Annotated in this window: 22 protein-coding genes; 12 read left to right on the top strand and 10 right to left on the bottom strand. The window is 65.7% G+C overall.

Annotated elements, in window-relative coordinates:
* Positions 1–34: 34 nt before the first annotated feature.
* From E2I15_RS06165 to eno, 4 genes are all read right to left on the bottom strand, one after another.
* Entirely contained in the window at positions 35–349 is a 315-nt protein-coding gene (locus tag E2I15_RS06165; protein ID WP_028339710.1) for an FtsB family cell division protein, read from the bottom strand.
* Between the two features lie 163 nt (positions 350–512).
* Positions 513–1,064, bottom strand: a complete 552-nt coding sequence (locus tag E2I15_RS06160) for an NADPH-dependent FMN reductase (RefSeq protein ID WP_137482026.1) — start codon at positions 1,062–1,064, stop codon at positions 513–515.
* 170 nt (positions 1,065–1,234) lie between these two features.
* Positions 1,235–2,371, bottom strand: a complete 1,137-nt coding sequence (locus tag E2I15_RS06155) for a zinc-binding dehydrogenase (protein WP_137482027.1) — start codon at positions 2,369–2,371, stop codon at positions 1,235–1,237.
* Between the two features lie 47 nt (positions 2,372–2,418).
* Positions 2,419–3,702 (bottom strand): phosphopyruvate hydratase, encoded by a 1,284-nt coding sequence (eno, locus tag E2I15_RS06150; RefSeq protein WP_137482029.1) that lies wholly within the window; start codon positions 3,700–3,702, stop codon positions 2,419–2,421.
* A 121-nt stretch (positions 3,703–3,823) separates the two neighbouring features.
* Here eno and queF point away from each other — a divergent pair, with 121 nt between their 5' ends.
* Both queF and E2I15_RS06140 read left to right on the top strand, forming a co-directional pair.
* The gene (queF, locus tag E2I15_RS06145; protein ID WP_137482031.1) at positions 3,824–4,300 is read left to right on the top strand and encodes a preQ(1) synthase; all 477 of its coding nucleotides are present in this window, start codon (positions 3,824–3,826) and stop codon (positions 4,298–4,300) included.
* A 51-nt stretch (positions 4,301–4,351) separates the two neighbouring features.
* Positions 4,352–5,146: a hypothetical protein gene (locus E2I15_RS06140; RefSeq protein ID WP_137482033.1), complete on the top strand. Its 795-nt coding sequence runs from the start codon at positions 4,352–4,354 to the stop codon at positions 5,144–5,146.
* Between the two features lies 1 nt (position 5,147).
* Here E2I15_RS06140 and E2I15_RS06135 read toward each other — a convergent pair whose 3' ends face one another.
* Together E2I15_RS06135 and kdsA are read right to left on the bottom strand one after the other, a co-directional pair.
* Entirely contained in the window at positions 5,148–6,356 is a 1,209-nt protein-coding gene (locus E2I15_RS06135; protein WP_137482035.1) for an MFS transporter, read from the bottom strand.
* Between the two features lie 15 nt (positions 6,357–6,371).
* Positions 6,372–7,229: a 3-deoxy-8-phosphooctulonate synthase gene (gene kdsA / locus E2I15_RS06130; protein ID WP_137482037.1), complete on the bottom strand. Its 858-nt coding sequence runs from the start codon at positions 7,227–7,229 to the stop codon at positions 6,372–6,374.
* Between the two features lie 165 nt (positions 7,230–7,394).
* Here kdsA and E2I15_RS06125 point away from each other — a divergent pair, with 165 nt between their 5' ends.
* Positions 7,395–7,730: a PAAR domain-containing protein gene (locus E2I15_RS06125; protein ID WP_137482039.1), complete on the top strand. Its 336-nt coding sequence runs from the start codon at positions 7,395–7,397 to the stop codon at positions 7,728–7,730.
* Positions 7,731–7,788: 58 nt separating this feature from the next.
* On the opposite strand, the gene E2I15_RS06120 is transcribed toward E2I15_RS06125, so the two are convergent.
* Positions 7,789–8,115, bottom strand: coding sequence for an NIPSNAP family protein (locus tag E2I15_RS06120; RefSeq protein WP_018271819.1), 327 nt, complete (start codon positions 8,113–8,115; stop codon positions 7,789–7,791).
* A gap of 167 nt (positions 8,116–8,282) precedes the next feature.
* Here E2I15_RS06120 and E2I15_RS06115 point away from each other — a divergent pair, with 167 nt between their 5' ends.
* The 3 genes from E2I15_RS06115 (at position 8,283) to E2I15_RS06105 (ending at position 11,207) form a co-directional block, all read left to right on the top strand.
* Positions 8,283–8,957: a response regulator gene (locus tag E2I15_RS06115; protein WP_137482041.1), complete on the top strand. Its 675-nt coding sequence runs from the start codon at positions 8,283–8,285 to the stop codon at positions 8,955–8,957.
* Positions 8,954–10,333: a sensor histidine kinase gene (locus E2I15_RS06110; protein ID WP_137482043.1), complete on the top strand. Its 1,380-nt coding sequence runs from the start codon at positions 8,954–8,956 to the stop codon at positions 10,331–10,333. Before E2I15_RS06115 ends, E2I15_RS06110 begins: the two co-directional genes overlap by 4 nt.
* Before the next feature lie 211 nt (positions 10,334–10,544).
* A complete protein-coding gene (locus E2I15_RS06105; protein WP_137482045.1) occupies positions 10,545–11,207 on the top strand; it encodes a class I SAM-dependent methyltransferase in 663 nt (220 codons plus the stop codon).
* Between the two features lie 24 nt (positions 11,208–11,231).
* Here the strand turns inward: E2I15_RS06105 and pyrG are convergent, their stop codons facing one another.
* Complete coding sequence (pyrG, locus tag E2I15_RS06100; protein WP_018271822.1) at positions 11,232–12,863, bottom strand: CTP synthase; 1,632 nt, start codon at positions 12,861–12,863, stop codon at positions 11,232–11,234.
* 167 nt (positions 12,864–13,030) lie between these two features.
* The gene (secG, locus tag E2I15_RS06095) at positions 13,031–13,420 is read right to left on the bottom strand and encodes a preprotein translocase subunit SecG (RefSeq protein WP_026192805.1); all 390 of its coding nucleotides are present in this window, start codon (positions 13,418–13,420) and stop codon (positions 13,031–13,033) included.
* Positions 13,421–13,624: 204 nt separating this feature from the next.
* On the opposite strand from secG, the gene E2I15_RS06090 reads away from it, so the two are divergent.
* Both E2I15_RS06090 and E2I15_RS06085 read left to right on the top strand, forming a co-directional pair.
* Positions 13,625–14,191: a helix-turn-helix domain-containing protein gene (locus tag E2I15_RS06090; protein WP_137482046.1), complete on the top strand. Its 567-nt coding sequence runs from the start codon at positions 13,625–13,627 to the stop codon at positions 14,189–14,191.
* A gap of 3 nt (positions 14,192–14,194) precedes the next feature.
* The gene (locus E2I15_RS06085) at positions 14,195–14,722 is read left to right on the top strand and encodes a GNAT family N-acetyltransferase (RefSeq protein ID WP_137482048.1); all 528 of its coding nucleotides are present in this window, start codon (positions 14,195–14,197) and stop codon (positions 14,720–14,722) included.
* Positions 14,723–14,975: 253 nt separating this feature from the next.
* Here E2I15_RS06085 and tpiA read toward each other — a convergent pair whose 3' ends face one another.
* A complete protein-coding gene (tpiA, locus tag E2I15_RS06080) occupies positions 14,976–15,728 on the bottom strand; it encodes a triose-phosphate isomerase (RefSeq protein WP_137482050.1) in 753 nt (250 codons plus the stop codon).
* Between the two features lie 241 nt (positions 15,729–15,969).
* Between tpiA and E2I15_RS06075 the strand changes: the two genes are divergently transcribed.
* The 4 genes from E2I15_RS06075 to moaC all read left to right on the top strand — a co-directional run.
* Complete coding sequence (locus E2I15_RS06075) at positions 15,970–17,871, top strand: peptidylprolyl isomerase (protein ID WP_170991688.1); 1,902 nt, start codon at positions 15,970–15,972, stop codon at positions 17,869–17,871.
* Positions 17,872–17,941: 70 nt separating this feature from the next.
* Positions 17,942–18,955, top strand: coding sequence for an anthranilate phosphoribosyltransferase (gene trpD / locus E2I15_RS06070; protein WP_137482053.1), 1,014 nt, complete (start codon positions 17,942–17,944; stop codon positions 18,953–18,955).
* Positions 18,956–19,020: 65 nt separating this feature from the next.
* On the top strand, positions 19,021–19,842 hold the full coding sequence (trpC, locus tag E2I15_RS06065; protein WP_137482055.1) for an indole-3-glycerol phosphate synthase TrpC: 822 nt from the start codon (positions 19,021–19,023) through the stop codon (positions 19,840–19,842).
* 4 nt (positions 19,843–19,846) lie between these two features.
* On the top strand, positions 19,847–20,310 hold a 464-nt coding region (moaC, locus tag E2I15_RS06060), incomplete at its 3' end, for a cyclic pyranopterin monophosphate synthase MoaC (RefSeq protein ID WP_155262238.1).

The raw sequence follows: 20,310 nt of genomic DNA, 5'->3' as shown, positions 1-20,310 counted from the left end.
TAGCGCGCGAGTGATTTTGAAATTTGAGAACGCGTCAGTTCTTGTTGATCCGAACGAGATCACGGGGATTGGCGTAGTCGAGCTGAAAGCGCGCACGCTCGTCCAGCATGTCGGGATCGACCCGGTCCGACCGCAACAGCGACACCCGCTGCTCGCCCTCGGCCCGCTCCTTCTTCAGCCGCGCCAGCTCGGAGGTCAGCGCGATGATCTCCTGATCGAGCTCCTGCCGCGCGTTCAAGCCGTATTTGCCGGTGTAGGCGTTGACGCCGAAATAGCCGACCATCAGCGCCGCCAGCGTATAGAGGGCGAGCCCGGTCAGAATCGATTTGAGGCGTGTGCGGGAAACCATGGCCGCGAGCATGCGGCCATGGGGTTAATGAAGGCTGAACCAGGGCGTTTTCGAGCGAAGCCTGTCCCGGACTTGATCCGGGATGGATACCGGTTCGCGTGAAGAAAACACGTCAAGACAAGTTCAGCGTCCCGTTCCGATTCAATCGGAACGGGACTCTTGCTCAGCGGTTCTGCTTTTCGATAAAGGCCGCGAAGGCGTCGAGATACTGCTGCAGCACGCCCTTGAGCGACTCCTTGGTCAGTTCGCCGTTGTCGTCGAAGGCATCGCCGACGCCGTTGAGATAGGTTTCCGGCTGACCGAGGATCGGGCCGGAAATGCCCGGCAGGATGTTCTGCAGGTGCTTCACCGCGTTGACGCCGCCGAGCGGTCCGGGCGAATTGCCGATGATGCCGATCGGCTTGCCGATGAACGAGCTCTTGCCGTAGGGCCGCGAGGCGACGTCGATGGCGTTCTTCAATACGCCCGGGATCGAGCGGTTGTATTCGGGGGTCACGAACAGCACGCCGTTCGACTTCTGCAGCTTCTCGCGGAAGGCCAGCCAGTCCGCCGGCGGCGCGGCCTCGAGGTCCTGGTTGAAGAAGGAAATTTCCTGAAGCGTCGTCACATCGAGCTTCAGCGATGCCGGTGCAAGCTTGGCCAGCGCATTGGCGATCTTGAGCGAGAAGCTCTGCTTGCGGATGCTGCCGACGATGGTGACGATGTTATAGGCCATAGCAAATTCCCCTCGGGTTGCGCGTGAAGCTGGTGGCCCTCACCTACCGGCGCACCAGGAAAGATGCAAGTGCATGGATCGTCCAATTCCGGAAACGCAGCGTTTCGCGGAATTGGTCTATACAATGCAAAAGGCCGCCCCTGTCGGGACGGCCCTTTGCGTTTCGATCCTCAGCCCTTGTTCGGGTTGATCAGGAATTTCTCGCCGGTCGCGCGCTTGTTGTAGACGGCGATGTTGTCGAGCTGCAGGGTCTCCTGCAACGAGACCACCTTGGTGTAGTGACTGGCGAAAGTCGTCTTCAACTCGGCCACTACGCGTTGGCGCAGCTTGTTGCCGGCCTCCGGACCGATCTTCATCAGGAACGGGAACAGCAGCCAGCCGCCGACACCCCAGGCCATGCCGAAGCCGCGCGGCAATTCGATCGAGCGCGTGTCGAGGCTGCCGTAGACATAGACCTGCTTGTGCACATTCGAGCCGTAGCGGCTATAGGCCTTGGCGGTCTTGTTGATCGCGGTCTCCATCGCGACCAGGATCTGGCCCGCGAGCTTGCCGCCGCCGATCGCATCGAAGGCGATGGTGGCGCCGGTCTCGACCAGCGCGCCGGTGAGCTTGTCCATGAAATCGGGTGCGGAGGAATCGACGACATGTTCGGCGCCGATCTTGTGCAGGATGTCGGCCTGCTCCTTGTTGCGCACGATGTTGACGAGGCCGATGCCGTCCTTGAGGCAGATCTTGTTGAGCATCTGGCCGAGGTTGGACGCTGCGGCGGTGTGCACCAGCGCCTTGTGACCCTCGCGCCGCATCGTCTCGGTCATGCCGAGCGCGGTCAGCGGATTGACGAAGCAGGACGCGCCTTCCGCCGGCGTGATGCCGTCGGGCAGCGGCAGGCATTCGTTGACGCGCAGCGTGCGGTATTGCGCATACATCGCGCCACCAATCATCGCGACCGTGCGGCCCATCAGCGCCTTCGCCGCGTCCGACGAGCCGGTCCGGATCACGACGCCGGCACCTTCATTGCCGACCGGCATGGACTCGTCGAGCCGCGCGGCGAGTCCCGGCAATGCCGCTTCCGGCACGCGCGCGATTACCACGGGCAATTCCTTGCTGCCGGAGACCTTGGCGGCCGACATGTCGGCCGGGCCGATCAGAAGACCGAGATCGGACGGATTGATCGGGGTCGCCTCGACCCGGACCACGACCTCGTCGGGGCCGGGCTCGGGGGTCGGGACATTGACCAGCGATATCTCGAGCTCGCCATTCTTCTTGAGCAGCGAACGCAGTTGCAGACCGCTTTTGCCGTCGCTCATCCCGACCTCCCTTTTTGCGTTTGTTGGATCCCGATCAAGTTGGGGCGCTACGCCAGCGCCTTCAAGGCCGCCCTGCCCGCGTATCTCGCCTGGGTACCGAGCTGCTGCTCGATGCGCAGCAGCTGGTTGTATTTGGCGGTGCGGTCGGAGCGCGCCAGCGAGCCGGTCTTGATCTGCCCGCAATTGGTGGCGACCGCGAGATCGGCGATCGTGGAGTCCTCGGTCTCGCCGGAGCGGTGCGACATCACGGCGGTGTAGCCGGCCTTGTAGGCCATCTCGATCGCCGCAAGCGTCTCGGTCAGCGTGCCGATCTGGTTGACCTTGACCAGGATCGAATTGGCGCGGCCGTGCTTGATGCCGTCGGCAAGCCGGGTGACGTTGGTGACGAACAAATCGTCGCCGACCAGCTGGCACTTCTTGCCGATCGCATCCGTCAGCTCCTTCCAGCCGTCCATGTCGTCCTCCGACATGCCGTCCTCGATGGTGACGATCGGATAGCGGCCGACGAGATCGGCGAGATACTTCACCTGCTCGGAGCGCGAGCGGGTCTTGTTCTCGCCGCCATAGACATAGGAGCCTTCCTTGAAGAATTCGGTCGAGGCGCAGTCGAGGCCGAGCGCGACGTCGTCGCCTGCCTTGTAGCCGGCCTTGCCGATCGCGTTCATGACGAACTCGAGCGCGGCGTCGGCCGACGGCAGGTTCGGCGCAAAGCCGCCCTCGTCACCGACATTGGTGTTGTGGCCGGCCTTCTTCAGTTCGCCGCGCAGCGTGTGGAAGATCTCCGAGCCGCAACGCAGCGCCTCGGCGAACGACGTGGCGCCGACCGGCAGGATCATGAACTCCTGGAAGTCGATCGGGTTGTCGGCATGCACGCCGCCATTGATGATGTTCATCATCGGCACCGGCAGCGTCCGCGCCGAGGTGCCGCCGACATAACGATACAGCGGCATGTCGAAGGATTCGGCGGCGGCCTTGGCGCAGGCGAGCGAGACGCCGAGGATGGCGTTGGCGCCGAGCCGGCTCTTGTTCGGTGTACCGTCGAGATCGATCATGATCTGGTCGATCGCGACCTGCTCCTCGACGGCCTGGTCGCTGAGCGCCTCGAAGATCTCCCCGTTGATGGCGGCGACCGCCTTCTCGACGCCCTTGCCGAGATAACGCGACTTGTCGCCATCACGCAGTTCCACCGCCTCATGCGCGCCGGTGGACGCGCCCGACGGCACCGCCGCGCGACCGATTGACCCATCCTCCAGCACCACATCGACCTCGACCGTGGGGTTGCCGCGGCTATCCAGGATTTCGCGGCCGATGATGTCGACGATGTCAGTCATGAGAACCTCTTATGGCAGTGAGGGGGTCGGATGGCGGTGCTTCTAGCGCAATGCATCGAGGGGGAAAAGGCCGGGTGACGGGCGCCCGATCATAGGCTAGGAGACCCCACGGAGACCCCGAATGGCGAAGAAATCCAGCAAATCAACGACCTCCCCCGGCCTGCAACTCGGCCGTGCGGTGGAATGGCCCGACGCGCCGGAAAAGGCGCAGCTCGACCGCGTGCCCAATCCGCAAGCTGGTACCGATTATCTGGTGCGCTTCACGGTGCCGGAATTCACCTCGATCTGCCCGGTGACGGGCCATCCGGATTTCGCACATCTGGTGATCGACTATGTGCCGGGCCGCTGGCTGCTGGAATCCAAATCACTGAAACTGTTCGCCGCGAGCTTCCGCAACCACGGCGCATTCCATGAGGATTGCACGATCATGATCGGCCGGCGGATATCAGAAGAGATCAAGCCGAAATGGCTGCGCATCGGCGGCTACTGGTATCCCCGCGGCGGCATCCCGATCGACGTGTTCTTCCAGACCGGTCGGTTGCCGAAGGGCATCTGGGTTCCCGATCAGGGCGTCGCGACGTATCGCGGGCGGGGGTAGAGCAGACTTGCTAATCCTACCCTGTCCTCGACCGGCGATGCAGGAACCGAGGTGACGTCGGTCGTTCTCTCCACCTATGCGCGAAAAATGGATAAACCACGATTTGACCTTTTACTTTGGCTTCTTGACCGCTTCGCTAAGGTCATGCGTCACCTATGGTACAAGCGACGCAGGCTGCATTTGAATGAAGATTCCAACTTGGCGCCCTTTGACGCCCGTCAACTTCGCTTCTGGCTAGCAACCCTTTCGCCCGGCGATCTGTCTGTAAATGAAAGCGCGGCAGCCCACCCCGGAAGCTTGATGATCACCAGCATCGGAAGCCCCAATGATGCATTGTGGTCGCAGATGGAACGGGCAGGTTGGGCGCAACAGATCGCGGGGGATGATCCCACGATCGCGGGCGTGGCGGGTACCTACGCTTTCACGGAGCTGGGCGCGCAAGCCGTGACCAAGGCGATTGCTGAACTCGCCTCCTGGAATGCCGAGATCTTGGCGTTATTCAAGGACTTCGAGTCGCCGGAGCACGTGCGACAGCTCTGCCGCGTCTTCAGCCGGCTGACCCTTCGAACAGCGGCTCAACTCGCGATCACGAAGAAGGAGACACCCGCAACCGACGAAGGTCGAGCCCGGCAGCATGATTGCATCCTCGCCCTGGACGAGATCAGCAAAGGCGTTCGTATGGCGGGGCAGTATATCATGGAGGCCCTTGCGGTTGGTCACGACAGCGAGGTCGGCCGAGACCGACTGGAGCGAAGCACTGCAGGCCTGCGTTATGCTGAGAAGTGTCTGACCGAATGGGCAGCCGAGATACGCACTAAGCAATCCGACAGCTCGGCGCCGTCCTGAGCTAAGCCTCAACGTCCGGCCTTCCCGCCGCATCCGCCGGCCGCGTCTGCTTCAGGAATCTCGCGCAGATGAAACCGAGCACGACCATCACGGCGGCGGCCGAGACCAGCGTTGCGGTCTTGCCGGCGTGTTGCAGGCCGAAGCCGTAGGCGATCGGGCCGACGGTCTGGCCCATGAAAAAGAAGAACGAGTGCAGCGACAGCGCGGTGGCGCGTGCCTCGACCGATAGCTCGCTGGCAAACACCTGCAGGCAGCCGTGGATCATGTAGAAGCCGAGGCCCATCACCAGGAGGCCCGCCATCTGCAGCTTCCAGTGCGGCCCGAACGCAACGCCGACCAGTTGAATCGCAACCAGCGTCGCGCCGACGACCATCATGCCCCTCACCCCGATCCACGGCAGCAGGCGCGACACCGTCAGCGTGTAGAGCAATCCGCCGATCGCAAAGCCGGCGATCACGATGCCGGCGATCGACAGCGAGGTCTCGCCGAGCTCGAACAGGAACGAGGCGATGAAGGGAAACAGCCCGAGCACGCAGCAGCCTTCGATGAAGACCGCCGAATAGCAGATCCGCGCGTTCGGATTGGTGAAGATGGTGCGATAGCCGTGGCGCAGCGCCTTCAGGCTGGTGCGCGGCGGACGGTTCAGCGCGGCGCCGCGGAAGCCGGCCGCAACCGCCAGCGCAACGATGATCACGAGGCCGCCGAGCACCGCGAGAACGCCGCGCCAGCCGAGGAAATCGCCGATCAGGCCCGAGGCCGTCGCGCCGAGCAGATTGCCGGTCATCGACCCCGCGAGGGTTCGCCCGATCGCGAGCTGCCGCTTGTCCGGGCCGACGAGATCGCTGGTCAGCGACAGCGCCACCGGAAATACGCCGCCCGAGCCGATGCCGGCGAGGATGCGGGTCACGAACAGCATCGGGAACGAGGTCGACAGCGCGCCGAGGATGTTGGCGACGCCGAGCAGTCCGAGGCAGATCGTCATCAGCCGCGCCTTGCCGAACAGGTCGGCGGCGGCGCCGATCGCCGGCTGGACCGCGGCAAAGGTGAAGGCGAACACCGCGGCAAAGCTCGCCGCGGTCGCGATGCTGACGCCGAAATCGTCGGCGACATGCGGCAGCACCGGATCGAGCGCACGCACCGACAGGCTCGCCGCGAACGTCGCCAGCGTGATGACGTTGAGGGCCGGCGGCATGCCGCTGGTTGCGGTCATGTCGTTGTCCGCCGGTCAGGCCGCCGTCTTCGCCAGCGCGTCGAACTGCATCAGCCGCCTGACGAGCGCCTCGAAGTCACGGAGCGGCACCATGTTGGGGCCGTCGGACGGCGCGTGATCCGGATCGGGATGGGTCTCGATGAACACGCCGGCGACGCCGACCGCGACCGCGGCACGCGCCAGCACCGGCACGAATTCACGCTCGCCGCCCGACGAGGTCCCCTTGCCGCCCGGCTGCTGCACCGAATGGGTGGCATCGAAGATCACGGGCGCGCCTGTCGTGCGAGCCAGGATCGGCAGCGCGCGCATGTCCGACACCAGCGTATTGTAGCCGAACGACGCACCGCGCTCGGTGACCAGCACATTGGCGTTGCCGGCGCCGGTGATCTTGCTGACCACATTGGTCATGTCCCACGGCGCCAGGAACTGCCCCTTCTTGACGTTGACGACCTTGCCGGTCGCGGCCGCGGCCAGCAAGAGATCGGTCTGCCGGCACAGGAAGGCCGGGATCTGCAGCACATCGACCGCCTGCGCCACTTCGGCGCACTGGGTCGCCTCATGCACGTCGGTCAGCACCGGCAGCCCGAGCGAAGACCGGATCTCGGCGAAGATCGGCAGCGCCTGCGCCAATCCGATGCCGCGCGCCGCCGTCGCGCTGGTGCGGTTCGCCTTGTCGAACGAGGTCTTGTACACCAGACCGATCTTGAGCCCGGCCGCGATCTCCTTCAGCGCGGACGCCACTTCAAGCGCGTGCGCGCGGCTCTCGAGCTGGCAGGGACCGGCGATGATCGAAATGGGCAAGGCATTGCCGAACTTGGCCGATCCGACGGCAACGATCGGCGCGGCGGCTTGCGCGGAAACCTGATTGGTCAAAATGCTGCATCCTTTTGCCGGCGACCATGCAGTCCCGCGCGGGACGGATCAAGCCATCCCGCACCATGCGGGGGTTGCGCTGACGCCGTGGGTGCGCCGTGCTAACACAATCCCGCCCAAACAGCGCCTATAAACTGGCGCGGAACGGATTCCCACGAGGAAGACATGCGCATCCCGCTGATGATCAGAGCCGTCGCCGCCCTGTCGGCGACGTCGGGCCTCGCCTACGGCCAGACCAGCAGCCAGCCCGGGGTCGTCACCAGCGGCGCCACCGGCGTCACCGTCAATGGCAAGCCGGCGGCGCGCAGCGGCGACACCACCAGCAATGGCGGCCCACTCGTCGAGGGCGTGCCCAATGTGCTGATCAACGGCAAGCCGGCGGTGGTCATGGGCGATCGCACGCATTGCGGCGGCAAGACGACCTCCGGCAGCCACGGCGTCTTCATCAACGGCAAGCCGATGGTGACCCGGGGCGATCAGACGTCCGGCTGCCCGCAATAGCCGCGCCGGTCACTGGGCGCGACGAAGTCTCGTCATCGCGCCCCCTGCGGCCACCGCGTCACTTGACCGATGAAAACGCCGTCGGCACCAGAAGCTGGTTGACGATGTTGAGAACGATCTGGCCGTCCTCCTCGGTCTTGGCGCGCGCGGTGATCCACTCCGGATCGGTTTGGAACGCGGTCCACTTCTTCTCGCGCTCGGCGAGCGATTCCCAGGCCAGCAGATAGGTCAGCTCCTGGTTGGATTCCCCGACCAGCGTCGTGAAGAAGCCGGCCTGCCTGATGCCGTGCTTGTCCCAGAGCTTCAGCGTGATGGTCTCGAAGCGCTTGAGCAGCGCCGGCAGCCGTCCCGGCAGGCAGCGATAGACGCGGGTCTCGTAGATCATTGGCGGTCCTCCCAGATTTGTGTGCGGGCGGTTATAGCCAGCGCCTTCCGGACTGTCTTGAGGGGTGACAACATGGCACCCCTGCTCGCGACAGGCGGCCATTTCCGCAATGTTGTTGCAATGTTACTTGCCCTAAACCTGCCGTTCAGGAGCCGGACCCAAAGGACATGCGGATACTGCTGGTTGAGGACGAAGCCGAAATGGCGGCGGCGCTGTCGCAGGCGCTGAAGGGCTACGACATGGTGGTCGACCACGTGCCGAACCTTGCCGAGGCCGAGGAAGCGATCTCCGCCGAAGTGCATGGCGCGGTCCTGCTCGACCGCCAGCTTCCGGACGGCGACGGCCTCACGCTGATCCCGAAGCTGCGCGCCAAGGCCGACGGCGTCCCGATCATCGTGCTGACCGCGCGCGGCGAGCTCACCGACCGCATCACCGGCCTCGACAGTGGCGCCGACGACTATCTGGCCAAGCCGTTCGCCGTGGAAGAGCTGCTGGCGCGGCTGCGCGCCGTGCTGCGCCGCCCCGCCGGACTGCAGCTCGAGATCATCAGGTCCGGCCGGGTGGCGTTCGATTGCAGCCATCGCGAGGCCAGCGTCGACGGCCGTCCGCTCGAGCTGCCGCGGCGCGAGCTGCTGGTGCTGGAGACGCTGCTGCGCCGCATGGGCCGCACCGTGCTGCGCGCGACGCTTGAGGAAGCCGTCTACAATTTCGAGGACGAGATCCAGTCCAACGCGCTCGACGCCCACGTCTCGCGGCTGCGCCGCAAACTTGCGGACGCCAACGCCGGCGTCGAGATCCACAGCATCCGCGGCGTCGGCTATCTGTTGAAGCAAACGTCATGAGCGAACAGGCCGAGCACTATTGCCTGCGCTCGCAACTGAGCTGGCGGCTGGTGACGCTGCAGGCGCTGCTGCTTGCGATGCTGATCGTTTGCCTGATCAGCGCGTTGTGCGCCACCGGCTTCCTGATCGTTCCGCGCGATGAGGATCATGTGATTTCCATCGTGCAGGGCGCGGTCGCACGCGACGGCAAGGGCGAGCTGATTTTGCGCCCGACCGCCGAACTGCAAAAGCTCCGTGACGACACGCCCGACCTCTGGTTCCTGGTGCGCGACCGGCAAGGCCGTTCGCTGACGGAAGGCGCGGTGCCGCCGGAATTCGCCAGGATCGGTGGCGCACTCGACCAGATCAGCCAGGCGCGGCTCGGCTGGCAGATGTTCGAGGATGATCCGCGCAAGCCGCCGGCGCGGCTGAAGCGCGTCAATTCGGACGCCGGCCCCGTGCAGGTGCTCACGGCGACGCAAGGGCCGATGTCGAGCGTCAAGACCGCGCTCGCCACCACGCTGGCATTCCTCGCCATTGCCCTGCCCGGCCTTTTCCTGATGGCATGCGCCACCTTCATCGCGACGCCGATGGTTGTGAGGCGCGCCTTCGCCGGTCTCGACACCACCGCCGACGAAGCGCGCCGGATCGATTTCCGCCAGCGCGGCAGCCGGCTGTCGGCGGATCATCTGCCGCTCGAGGTGGCGCCGCTGGTGACCGCCATCAACGATGCGCTGAAGCGGCTCGACGACGGCTATACCCGGCACCAGCGCTTCGTCGCCGACGCGGCCCATGAATTGCGCACGCCGATCGCGATCCTCAACACCCGGCTGGAGTCGCTGCCGCCGGGCCCGGAGAAAACCCGCCTGCTCGAGGATTCGGCACGGCTTGCGACATTGGCCGAGCAACTGCTCGACATCCAGCGCTTTGACCAGTGCCGCAATCCGTTCGTCCGCGTCGATCTCGTCGCGGTCGCACGCAATGTCGCGGCCGACCTTGCGCCGCTGGCGATCGCGGCCGGCTATGAGCTGTCGCTCGATACTTCGGTCGACCGTGTGGAAACATCCGGCGATCGCGCCGCGCTGGAGCGCGCGCTCACCAACCTGGTGCAGAACGCCATCCAGCATGGCGGCCGTCGCGGCACCATCACCATCCATGTCGGCAGCGCCGCGACGATCGACGTATCGGATGAAGGCGACGGCATTCCCCAGGATCAGCGCACGCGGATCTTCGATCCGTTCTATCGGCTTGCGCCGCTCGATCGCGGCGCCGGCCTCGGCCTCAACATGGTGCGCGAGATCGCAAGGCTGCACGGCGGTCACGTCTCCGTGCTCGATGGTCCGAAGGGCGGCGCGTGCTTCCGCCTCACATTACCGCCGGCGCCGTTCGCGTCGTGATGCCAAGCGTTTTCGAGCGAAGCCTGTCCCGGACTTGATCCGGGATGGGCACCGGTTCGCATGAAGAAAATGCGTCAAAACCAGAGTCGAGAGCCGTTCCGATTCAATCGGAACGGCTCTCGCGCAATGTTGTCGCAATGCAGCTCCCGCAAACAGGGCGTCACGCTTCGCATCTGAGTCGAAGCGCCGCGACACGTTGCTGGGAATCCCAATGTCACATGATCTGCTGTCTTTCTTCACGGCGTGGATGGCGGCCCCCGGCCGCGTCGGCGCCATCGCGCCGTCGGGCGCAGCGCTCGCCGAACTCATTACGCGCGACATCAGCGCCGACACCGGCCCGGTGCTCGAGCTCGGTCCGGGCACGGGCGCATTCACCTATCAGCTGTTGAAGCGCGGCGTGCGCCAGCAGGATCTCACGCTGGTCGAGTACGGCTCGGATTTCATGCGGCTGTTGCAGCTGCGCTTTCCCGGCGCGCGCGTGCTGTGGATGGACGCGGCGCGCCTCGCCTCGGAGCGGCTCTACGATGGCGCGCCGGTCGGCGCCGTCGTCAGCGGACTGCCGCTGCTCAACATGTCGCCGCGCAAGGTCATCTCGATCGTCGGCGGCGCGTTCAGCTACCTGCGTCCCGGCGGCGCGTTCTATCAATTCACCTACGGCATGCGCTGCCCGGTGCCGCGGCCGATCCTCGACCGGCTCGGCCTGCGCGCCACGCTGGTCGATCGCGCCATCCTCAACGTGCCGCCGGCCGCGGTCTACCGGCTGACGCGACGCCCGCAATACAAGCTGATGACGCGCGATGTCGCAGCGGCGGCCGGCACCGATATTTCGCCGATCAAGAAAGGACGCCGGGCCAGCGAGGACTGCGCCGTGTAGCGGCGCAGCTTGACGGCCGCTTGGCTAGACCAGCCGGCTCTGCTTCGCTGCGGCCTCGATGAACGAGGCAAACAGCGGATGCGGCTCGAACGGCCGCGACTTCAGCTCGGGATGGAACTGGACGCCGATGAACCAGGGATGGTCCTCGTACTCCACGATCTCCGGCAGCACGCCGTCGGGCGACATGCCGGAGAAACGCAGGCCGTGCTGCTCGAGGCGATCCTTGTAGGCGGTGTTGACCTCGTAGCGGTGGCGGTGCCGCTCGGAGATCTCGGTCGCGCCGCCATAGACCTGCGAGACGCGGCTGCCGCGGTTGAGCGCCGCAGGATAGGCCCCGAGCCGCATCGTGCCGCCGAGATCGCCGCTCTGCGAGCGCTTCTCGAGCTCGTTGCCGCGCAGCCATTCCGTCATCAGGCCGACCAGCGGCTCCTTGGTCGGGCCGAACTCCGTCGAGTTGGCGTCCTCGATGCCGACCAGATTGCGCGCCGCCTCGATCACCGCCATCTGCATGCCGAAGCAGATGCCGAAATACGGCACGTCACGCTCGCGCGCGAACTGCGCCGCGCGGATCTTGCCCTCGGCGCCGCGCTGGCCGAAGCCGCCGGGCACCAGGATGCCGTTGACGTGCTCGAGGAACGGCGCCGGGTCCTCGTTCTCGAACACCTCGCTCTCGATCCAGTCGAGATTGACCTTCACCTTGTTGGCGATGCCACCGTGCGAGAGCGCCTCGATCAGCGATTTGTAGGCGTCCTTCATGCCGGTGTATTTGCCGACGATGGCGATCGTCACCGCACCTTCCGGATTGCGGACGCGCTCGTTGATGACGTGCCAGCTCTGCAGCGCCGGCGGAATCTTCGCGGTGATGCCGAACGCGGCCAGCACCTCGTCGTCGAGGCCGGCGGCGTGATAGGCCTCCGGCACGGCGTAGATGTTGTCGACGTCGCGCGCCTCGATCACGGCGCTCTCGCGCACGTTGCAGAACAGGCCGAGCTTGCGCCGCTCTTCCTTCGGGATTTCGCGGTCGGTGCGGCACAGCAGGATATCCGGCTGGATGCCGATCGAGCGCAGCTCCTTCACCGAGTGCTGCGTCGGCTTTGTCTTGAGTTCGCCGGCACTTGGAATGTACGGCAGAAGCGTCAGGTGAATGTAGACCGCGTGATCGCGCGGCAGCTCGTTCTTGAGCTGGCGGATCGCCTCGAAGAACGGCAGGCCCTCGATGTCGCCGACGGTGCCGCCGATCTCGACCAGCACGAAATCGTACTCGTCGTTGCCATCGAGCACGAATTCCTTGATCGCGTTGGTGACGTGCGGGACCACCTGGATGGTGGCGCCGAGATAGTCGCCGCGGCGCTCCTTGGAGATGATGTCCTGATAGATCCGACCGGTCGTGATGTTGTCGGCCTTGGTGGCCGGACGACCGGTGAAGCGCTCGTAGTGGCCGAGATCGAGATCGGTCTCGGCGCCGTCGTCGGTCACGAACACTTCGCCGTGCTGATACGGCGACATCGTTCCGGGATCGAGGTTGAGATAGGGATCGAGCTTGCGAAGGCGGACTTTGTAGCCTCTGGCCTGCAGCAAAGCGCCGAGCGCCGCTGAAGCCAGACCCTTGCCGAGCGAGGAGACCACGCCGCCGGTGATGAATATGTACCGCGCCATGGGACTTTACCTTTAATCCGACTCCGGCGATTCGCAAAACGAATCGGCTGTTCCCGGCAAACAATTCGCCGGGTTGTGGGTGACATCAAACTGGAAGCGATTTCAGAGCATTGATGGGGGTTTCTGATGCAGGATGCCAGCCGGGCATCCTGCATGGCCACCCTGCTTTATTGCGACCGTGGCGCCTGCGGGCCGCTCGGGGCCTGCTGCCCCTGCTGCTCGTCGGCCTTCTTCAGCGAATCGAGGATGCCGCCCGAGGTCGGCGCGTTCATCGGCGTGCCGCCGGCCGGCTGCGTCTGCGCCGGTGCGCCGGTGCCGATGATCGAGCTCGGCTTGCGGTCATAGCCTGCGTACCAGGACAGGAACAGGCTGGTGATGAAGAAGCCCACCGCGAGGATCGCCGTGGTTCGCGTCAGCAAATTGGCGGTGCCGCGGCTCGACATGAAGCCGGCGCCGCCACCCATGCCAAGGCCGCCGCCTTCGGATTTCTGCAACAGCACGGCGCCGATCATGACGGCGACAATCATGAGGTGGACAATGATAACGACAGTCTGCATCGCAAGCCTTCCGTCACAAGCCGCCAAGCGGCCAGACAAACGGCGCTATCGGCTTTACGGTTTTCGTGAAGTCGCGCCCTGTTACACGATTGCACCGGGCATTGTCACCCCCGAGATAGTCGCACTGTCGACGATCACAAGCAGCGCCGATCATGGCCCGACCGGGCCTTGCCGGGAACCGGCGACTTCTACTATAATGGACATATGGATACTTTGGTGGACGACCTGAGCCAACGCCTCGCACAGCGCATCAGGCTCGAACGCGATGGCCGCGGCTGGTCGCTGGCCGACCTCGCCGAACGCGCCGGCGTCTCCAAGGCCACGATCAGCAAGATCGAGCGCGCCGAGGTCAGCCCCACCGCGGTCGTGCTGGTGCGCCTCGCCTCGGCTTTCGATCTCACCCTGGCCGGGCTGATGCTGCGTGCCGAAGGCCAGGGCGAACGGCTGTCGCGCGCCGCCGCGCAACCAATCTGGCGCGATCCGGAAACCGGATATCTGCGCCGCCAGGTGTTCAGCCGTCCCGACCATCCGGTCGAGCTGGTGCGGGTCGAGCTGCCGCCGAAGCAGACCGTGACCCTGCCCGCCTCCTCCTACGTGCATATCCGCCAACTGGTCTGGGTGCTCAGCGGCAGCCTCGTCATCACCGAAGGCGGCGCACGCCACGTGCTCGCCGCCGGCGATTGCCTCGGTTTTGGCCCGCCGGCAGAGACGACACTCGCCAACGAGACCAACGCCGGGTGCACCTATGTGGTCACCCTGGCCCGGAGCTGACGCATGCCGCAATTTACCATCAAGCCGCTCGCGGATGCGCCAGGGATTCGCAGTGCCCTTCGCGAGCTGTTGATCGAGACCGTCGCCAGCGGCGGCTCGGTGAGCTTCATGCACCCGCTGTCGCCAGATGACGCCGATGCATTCTGGCAGGACTCGCTCGGCGCCGCCGCGCGCGGCGAGCGTATCGTGCTCGGCGCCTTCACCGGCAACGATCTGATCGGCACCGTGACGCTTCTGCTCAAACTGCCGCCGAACCAGCCGCATCGGGCGGAAATTGCGAAGATGATGACACGCGTCGCCCATCGCCATCGCGGCGTGGCGACGGAATTGATGCGCGCGGCCGAGCAGCTTGCGATCGCGCACGGACGCACGCTGCTGGTGCTCGACACCGCCGAAGAGGATGGCGCCGCGCCACTCTATGAACGACTGGGATTCCAGCTCACCGGGATCATCCCGGACTACGCGCTGAAGCCGCATGGCGGCCTCACCGGGACGATGGTCTACTGGAAGCGGATCGGGGCGGCTCTCTAAATTTGTCGCGCCAGCTGTTGCCGGTCGCCTCATGCTGTCAGGGTGACGGGATTGGTTTACTCAGCTTGCTCAGCGTCATCGCCCGCGCATGCGCACGCGGGTGATGCAGTATTCCAGAGACGGTCGTGCTTGAGCCGATAGGCCGCTGCGTACTGGGTCGCCCGGTCAAGCCGGGCGACGACAACAGTGGATGAGGACAAGGCTTCACATCCTCTCAGGGTAATGGGCGACAGAGCAGCAATTCGGCCGCCGCCTAGCACCCCGCGGCGATCGCGAGAAAGTCCGACGCTTTCAGGCTGGCGCCGCCGACCAGTGCGCCGTTGACATTGGCCACCGCCATCAGCTCGGCCGCGTTCGACGGCTTGACCGAGCCGCCATAGAGGATCCTGATCCTGTTTCCCTCGCCCTTGAAGCGATCGGTGAGCTGACCTCGCATAAACCTGTGAACTTCCTCGACATCCTTGGCCGTCGGGGTCAGGCCGGTGCCGATCGCCCAGACCGGCTCATAGGCCACCACCAGGTTGGCAGCGGTCGAACCGTCGGGCAGCGAGCCCGCAAGCTGGGTGCCGCAGATATCGAGCGTCTTGCCGACGTCGCGCTGCTCGCGCGTCTCGCCGATGCAGACGATCGCGGTCAACCCGGCACGCCACACGGCCTCCGCCTTCTGCCGAATCAGCACGTCGGTCTCGCCGTGGTCGGCGCGCCGCTCGGAATGGCCGACGATGATCGCGACCGCGCCGAGGTCCTTGAACATCTCCGCCGAGAGATCGCCGGTGTGGGCACCGGATGCCTTGGGATGGCAATCCTGGGCGCCGACGGCGACCTTCGAGCCGCGCGCCTTGTCGGCAAAGGCCCCGACCAGCGTCGCCGGCGGACAGACCAGGAGATCGGCCTTTCCGGCGACATCGCCGGCGCCCGCCAGCATCGCGTCGAACTCGACAAAAGAGGATTTCAGGCCGTTCATTTTCCAGTTGCCGGCGATCAGCGGCCGAATGGCGTCGGTCATGTCGGATGTCCCATCGTTCAAGCGTGTCCCTGCGCTACCAGAGCCGGGCGGCGACTTCCAGAGCGCGGCTTCGCGCATACCGTGCGACGCTTCCGCCCGCGCGGCCAAGGTTGCGGGGGCGCTTCGGCCACTTTATGATGGGTTTTCAATCCGGTGACGCCCTGCTGCGGGACAAAAGCCTCGACTTTCGGCTCCCCATTGGGCACGACCCGGTTCCCCTCCTGTAAAACAAGTTGGACCCATGCTTCGAGGAATGCGGAAAGCCTCATCAAACTGGCTCGGCAAGACGATTATGGCCGTGGTGATGGGCGTTTTGATCGTCAGTTTCGGAATTTGGGGCATTGCCGACATTTTCAAGGGATTTGGCCAGTCGACCTTCGCCAAGGTGGGCGGGACCGAGATTTCGGCCGAGCAGTTCCGCCAGATCTATACCGACCGCCTGCAGCAGCTTGGCCGCCAGTTCGGCCGTCCGCTGACGCCGGACCAGGCGCGCGCCTTCGGCATTGACCGCCAGGTGCTGCAGCAGACGCTTGCGGAAGCCGCGCTGGACGAGGAGGCGCGCCGCATGGGCCTCAATGTGTCCGACGCCGAGGTGCTGCGCGCGATCTACAACGACCCGAATTTCAAGGGCCTCAACAACCAGTTCGACCCGCAGCGCTTCCAGGCCGTGATCCGCAACTATGGCTATACCGAAGGCCGCTACATCGCCGAGCAGCGCCGCGTTGGCCTGCGGCGCCAGATCGCCGGCACCATCTCGTCCGGGATCGAGCCGCCGAAATCGCTGGTCGAGGCGCTGACCCGATTCCAGAACGAGCAGCGTTCGATCGACTACATCACGCTCGGCGCCGCGCAGGCCGGCACCATCGATCCACCCTCGCCCGAGGCGCTCGCCGCCTATTTCGAGGACCACAAGGCGCAGTTCCGCGCGCCCGAATACCGCAAGATCTCCTTCGTCGCCATCACGCCCGAGGAGATCGGCAAGTGGGAAACGGTGTCGGACGAGGACGCCAGGAAGATCTTCGAGGAGCGCAAGGACCGGCTCAGCACGCCGGAGAAGCGCGAGGTCTCGCAGATCGTGTTTCCGGACGCCGGCGAGGCGCAGGCCGCGCGCGGGCGGATTGCGTCGGGCGCGTCGTTCGACGACATCGCCAAGGAGCGCAACCTCAATCTGGCCGACGTCAATCTCGGCCTGGTCGCGAAGTCGGCGATCCTCGATCCGGCCGTCGCCGATGCCGCCTTCTCCCTGGCCGCAGGCGAAGTCAGCCAGCCGGTGCAGGGCCGCTTCGGCGTCGCGCTGGTCAAGGTCGGCAAGGTCGAGCCCGGCGTGACCCCGAGCTATGAGAGCCTCGCCCAGCAGGTGAAGAACGAGATCGCCTCCGAGCGCGCCCGCACCAAGGTCGCCGAGCTGCGCGACAAGATGGAAGACGAGCGCGGCGGCGGCGCCAGCGTCGTCGAAGCCGCACAGAAGCTGAAGCTGACCCCCGTCACCATCGACGCGGTCGATCGCTCCGGGCGGCTGCCGAACGGCCAGGTCGCGACCAACATCCCGCGCGGTCTCGACGTGGTGTCGCAAGCCTTCAACAGCGACGTCGGCGTCGACAACGACCCGATCCAGTTCAACGGCGGTTATGTCTGGTACGACGTGCTCGGCATCACGCCGTCGCGCGAGCGCAGCCTCGACGAGGTTCGCGACCAGGTCGAGGCCAAGTGGCGCGAAGACCAGATCTCCACCAAGCTGCGCGCCAAGGCGAGCGAGATCGTCCAGAAGCTCGATAGCGGCGCCAAGCTCGCCGACGAAGCCGCCGCTGCCGGCGTCAAGGTCGAAACGGCGGCGAATTTCAACCGCGAGGCCTCGCTGCCTGCAGTGCCGGCAGGCGTGATTGCGGCCGCATTCCGGGCCGCCAAGGACGGCGATGGACAGACCTCCGTCGCCGGCGGCAGCCAGTGGGTGGTCTTCCGCGTCACCAACGTGACGGTGCCGCCGGTCGACTTCGCGTCAGATGCGGCCAAGCAGCTCACCGAGGCGCTGCGGCGGTCGTTGAGCGACGAGCAGGTCGCGCAATATGTCACGAAGATCGAGTCCGATATCGGCGTGACCATCAACCAAGCAGCCTTCGCACAGGTGACAGGCGCAAATAATTGAGCATGATCGGGACAGCGCGACGACGCGCTGCGCCGCGATCAAGCTCCAACAACAGACCCTGAGCCAGCGAATGGACGACCTGAAATCGATCATCGGAAAAGTCGCCACCGGCGCCACGCTGACGCGTGAAGAGGCGGCGTCCGCCTTCGACAGCATGATGTCGGGCGAAGCCACGCCCTCGCAGATGGGCGGGCTGTTGATGGCGCTGCGGGTGCGCGGCGAGACCGTCGAGGAGATCACCGGCGCCGTCACCGCGATGCGCGGCAAGATGCTGCCGGTCACGGCGCCGGCGGAGGCCGTCGACATCGTCGGCACCGGGGGCGATGGCTCCGGCTCGGTCAACGTCTCGACCTGCGCGGCCTTCATCGTGGCCGGCGCCGGCGTGCCCGTGGCGAAGCACGGCAATCGCGCATTGTCGTCGCGCTCGGGCGCCGCCGACGTGCTGGCCTCGCTCGGCGTCAAGCTCGATTTGACGCCCGAACAAGTCGGGCGCTGCGTCAAGGAAGCCGGCATCGGCTTCATGTTCGCGCCCGCGCATCATCCGGCGATGAAGAATGTCGGTCCGACCCGGGTCGAGCTCGCCACCCGCACCATCTTCAACCTGCTCGGGCCGCTGTCGAACCCGGCCGGCGTCAAGCGGCAGATGGTCGGCGTGTTCTCGCGGCAATGGGTGCAGCCGCTGGCGCAGGTGCTGAAGAACCTCGGCTCCGACAAGGTCTGGGTCGTGCATGGCTCCGATGGCCTCGACGAGATCACCCTCACCGGCCCGACCTTCGTTGCGACGCTCGAGAACGGCGAGATCAGGACATCTGAGGTGACGCCCGAGGACGCCGGCCTTGGCCGCGTCGGCGGCGAGTCGCTGAAGGGCGGTGACGCCGATGCCAATGCGATCGCGCTCTCCAGCGTGCTGCAGGGCAAGCCGAGCGCCTATCGCGACGTCGCCCTGCTCAACGCCGCCGCCGCGCTGATCGTGGCCGGCCGCGCCAAGGACCTCAAGGAAGGCGTCGCGATCGGAGCGCAGTCGCTCGACAGCGGCGCTGCCGCCGCGCGGCTGAAGCATCTGGTCGCGGTTTCGAACGGTTGAGTATGATCCGAAAAAGTGGGAACCGGTTTTTCGAATCAGATCATGCGCAAGCAAGGCGTTGAAACATGTCCGACATCCTGACCAAGATCGAGGCCTACAAGCGCGAGGAGATCGCCGCCGCGAAGCGCGCGCATCCGCTCGCCGAGGTCGAGGCGCAGGCCAGATCGGCCTCGGCCCCGCGCGGCTTCGTCCGCGCCCTCAAGGACAAGCATGCGCGCGGCGACTACGCGCTGATCGCGGAAGTGAAGAAGGCCTCGCCCTCGAAGGGCTTGATCCGGGCCGATTTCGATCCGCCCGTGCTCGCGAAAGCCTATGAGGCCGGCGGCGCGGCCTGCCTGTCGGTGCTGACCGATGCGCCTTCGTTCCAGGGCCATCTCGACTTCATGGTCGCGGCCCGCGCCGCGACCAGCCTGCCGGTGCTGCGCAAGGATTTCATGTTCGACACCTACCAGGTGGCGGAAGCGCGCGCCCATGGCGCCGACTGCATCCTGATCATCATGGCCGCGCTCGACGACGCGGCGGCCGGGGAGATCGAGGACGCCGCGCTCGGCTATGGCATGGACGTGCTGGTCGAGATCCATGATCGCGCCGAGCTTGACCGTGCCTTGAAACTTCGCTCGCCGATGATCGGCGTCAACAACCGCAATCTGCGCACCTTCGAGACCACGTTGGCGACCAGCGAGGCGCTGGCGCCGCTGATCCCGCGCGACCGCCTGATGGTCGGCGAGAGCGGCATCTTCACGCCTGACGATCTCGCCCGGCTCGAACGGGTCGGGATGTCGACCTTCCTGGTCGGTGAAAGCCTGATGCGGCAGCAGGACGTCACCGCGGCGACCCGCGCCTTGCTGACGCGGCAGGCCGCCCCGCGCGCCACCGCAACGCGCTGACGCAATGGCGCGGAACAGCAAGGGCAAGACCAAGGCCGAGCCGTCCGGCTCGGGCACCGCCCTCACCCACATCGACGCCAAGGGCGACGCGCGCATGGTCGACGTCTCGGCCAAGCCCGCCACCGAACGGACCGCCGTTGCCGAAGGCCGCGTCGTGATGAGCAAGGCGACGCTGGCGCTGATCGAAACCGGCCGGGCCAAGAAGGGCGACGTGCTGGCGACGGCGCGGATCGCCGGCATCATGGCGGCGAAGCGGACCTCGGAATTGATCCCGCTCTGCCATCCGCTGGCGCTGACCAAGGTCACGATCGACATCACACCCGACCGCAAGCTGCCCGGCTGCATCGTCCGCGCCAGCGTCAAGGTGACGGGCCCGACCGGCGTCGAGATGGAGGCGCTGACCGCGGTCTCGGTCGCATGCCTGACGATCTACGACATGATCAAGGCGGTCGAGCGCGGCGTGCGCAT

Origin of the sequence: Bradyrhizobium sp. BR2003 (assembly GCF_009720285.1) — a bacterium.
Classification (GTDB): Bacteria; Pseudomonadota; Alphaproteobacteria; order Rhizobiales; family Xanthobacteraceae; genus Bradyrhizobium; species Bradyrhizobium elkanii.
The sequence above is the reverse complement of the archived record's forward strand: the minus strand, read 5'-3'. Positions and strand labels throughout refer to the sequence as shown.

Bases quoted from the DNA above. Each gene is read 5' to 3' on its own strand.
- eno (WP_137482029.1), bottom strand. From the start codon at position 3,702: ATGACTGACATCGTCGACATCATCGGCCGCGAAATCCTGGATAGCCGC.
- tpiA (WP_137482050.1), bottom strand. From the start codon at position 15,728: ATGACCGACGCCATTCGGCCGCTGATCGCCGGCAACTGGAAAATGAAC.
- E2I15_RS06135 (WP_137482035.1), bottom strand. From the start codon at position 6,356: ATGACCGCAACCAGCGGCATGCCGCCGGCCCTCAACGTCATCACGCTG.
- E2I15_RS06090 (WP_137482046.1), top strand. From the start codon at position 13,625: ATGGATACTTTGGTGGACGACCTGAGCCAACGCCTCGCACAGCGCATC.
- E2I15_RS06075 (WP_170991688.1), top strand. From the start codon at position 15,970: ATGCTTCGAGGAATGCGGAAAGCCTCATCAAACTGGCTCGGCAAGACG.
- E2I15_RS06165 (WP_028339710.1), bottom strand. From the start codon at position 349: ATGGTTTCCCGCACACGCCTCAAATCGATTCTGACCGGGCTCGCCCTC.
- E2I15_RS06085 (WP_137482048.1), top strand. From the start codon at position 14,195: ATGCCGCAATTTACCATCAAGCCGCTCGCGGATGCGCCAGGGATTCGC.
- E2I15_RS06115 (WP_137482041.1), top strand. From the start codon at position 8,283: ATGCGGATACTGCTGGTTGAGGACGAAGCCGAAATGGCGGCGGCGCTG.
- E2I15_RS06160 (WP_137482026.1), bottom strand. From the start codon at position 1,064: ATGGCCTATAACATCGTCACCATCGTCGGCAGCATCCGCAAGCAGAGC.
- E2I15_RS06105 (WP_137482045.1), top strand. From the start codon at position 10,545: ATGTCACATGATCTGCTGTCTTTCTTCACGGCGTGGATGGCGGCCCCC.
- queF (WP_137482031.1), top strand. From the start codon at position 3,824: ATGGCGAAGAAATCCAGCAAATCAACGACCTCCCCCGGCCTGCAACTC.
- pyrG (WP_018271822.1), bottom strand. From the start codon at position 12,863: ATGGCGCGGTACATATTCATCACCGGCGGCGTGGTCTCCTCGCTCGGC.
- E2I15_RS06155 (WP_137482027.1), bottom strand. From the start codon at position 2,371: ATGAGCGACGGCAAAAGCGGTCTGCAACTGCGTTCGCTGCTCAAGAAG.
- trpC (WP_137482055.1), top strand. From the start codon at position 19,021: ATGTCCGACATCCTGACCAAGATCGAGGCCTACAAGCGCGAGGAGATC.
- E2I15_RS06110 (WP_137482043.1), top strand. From the start codon at position 8,954: ATGAGCGAACAGGCCGAGCACTATTGCCTGCGCTCGCAACTGAGCTGG.
- E2I15_RS06125 (WP_137482039.1), top strand. From the start codon at position 7,395: ATGCGCATCCCGCTGATGATCAGAGCCGTCGCCGCCCTGTCGGCGACG.
- trpD (WP_137482053.1), top strand. From the start codon at position 17,942: ATGGACGACCTGAAATCGATCATCGGAAAAGTCGCCACCGGCGCCACG.
- secG (WP_026192805.1), bottom strand. From the start codon at position 13,420: ATGCAGACTGTCGTTATCATTGTCCACCTCATGATTGTCGCCGTCATG.
- E2I15_RS06120 (WP_018271819.1), bottom strand. From the start codon at position 8,115: ATGATCTACGAGACCCGCGTCTATCGCTGCCTGCCGGGACGGCTGCCG.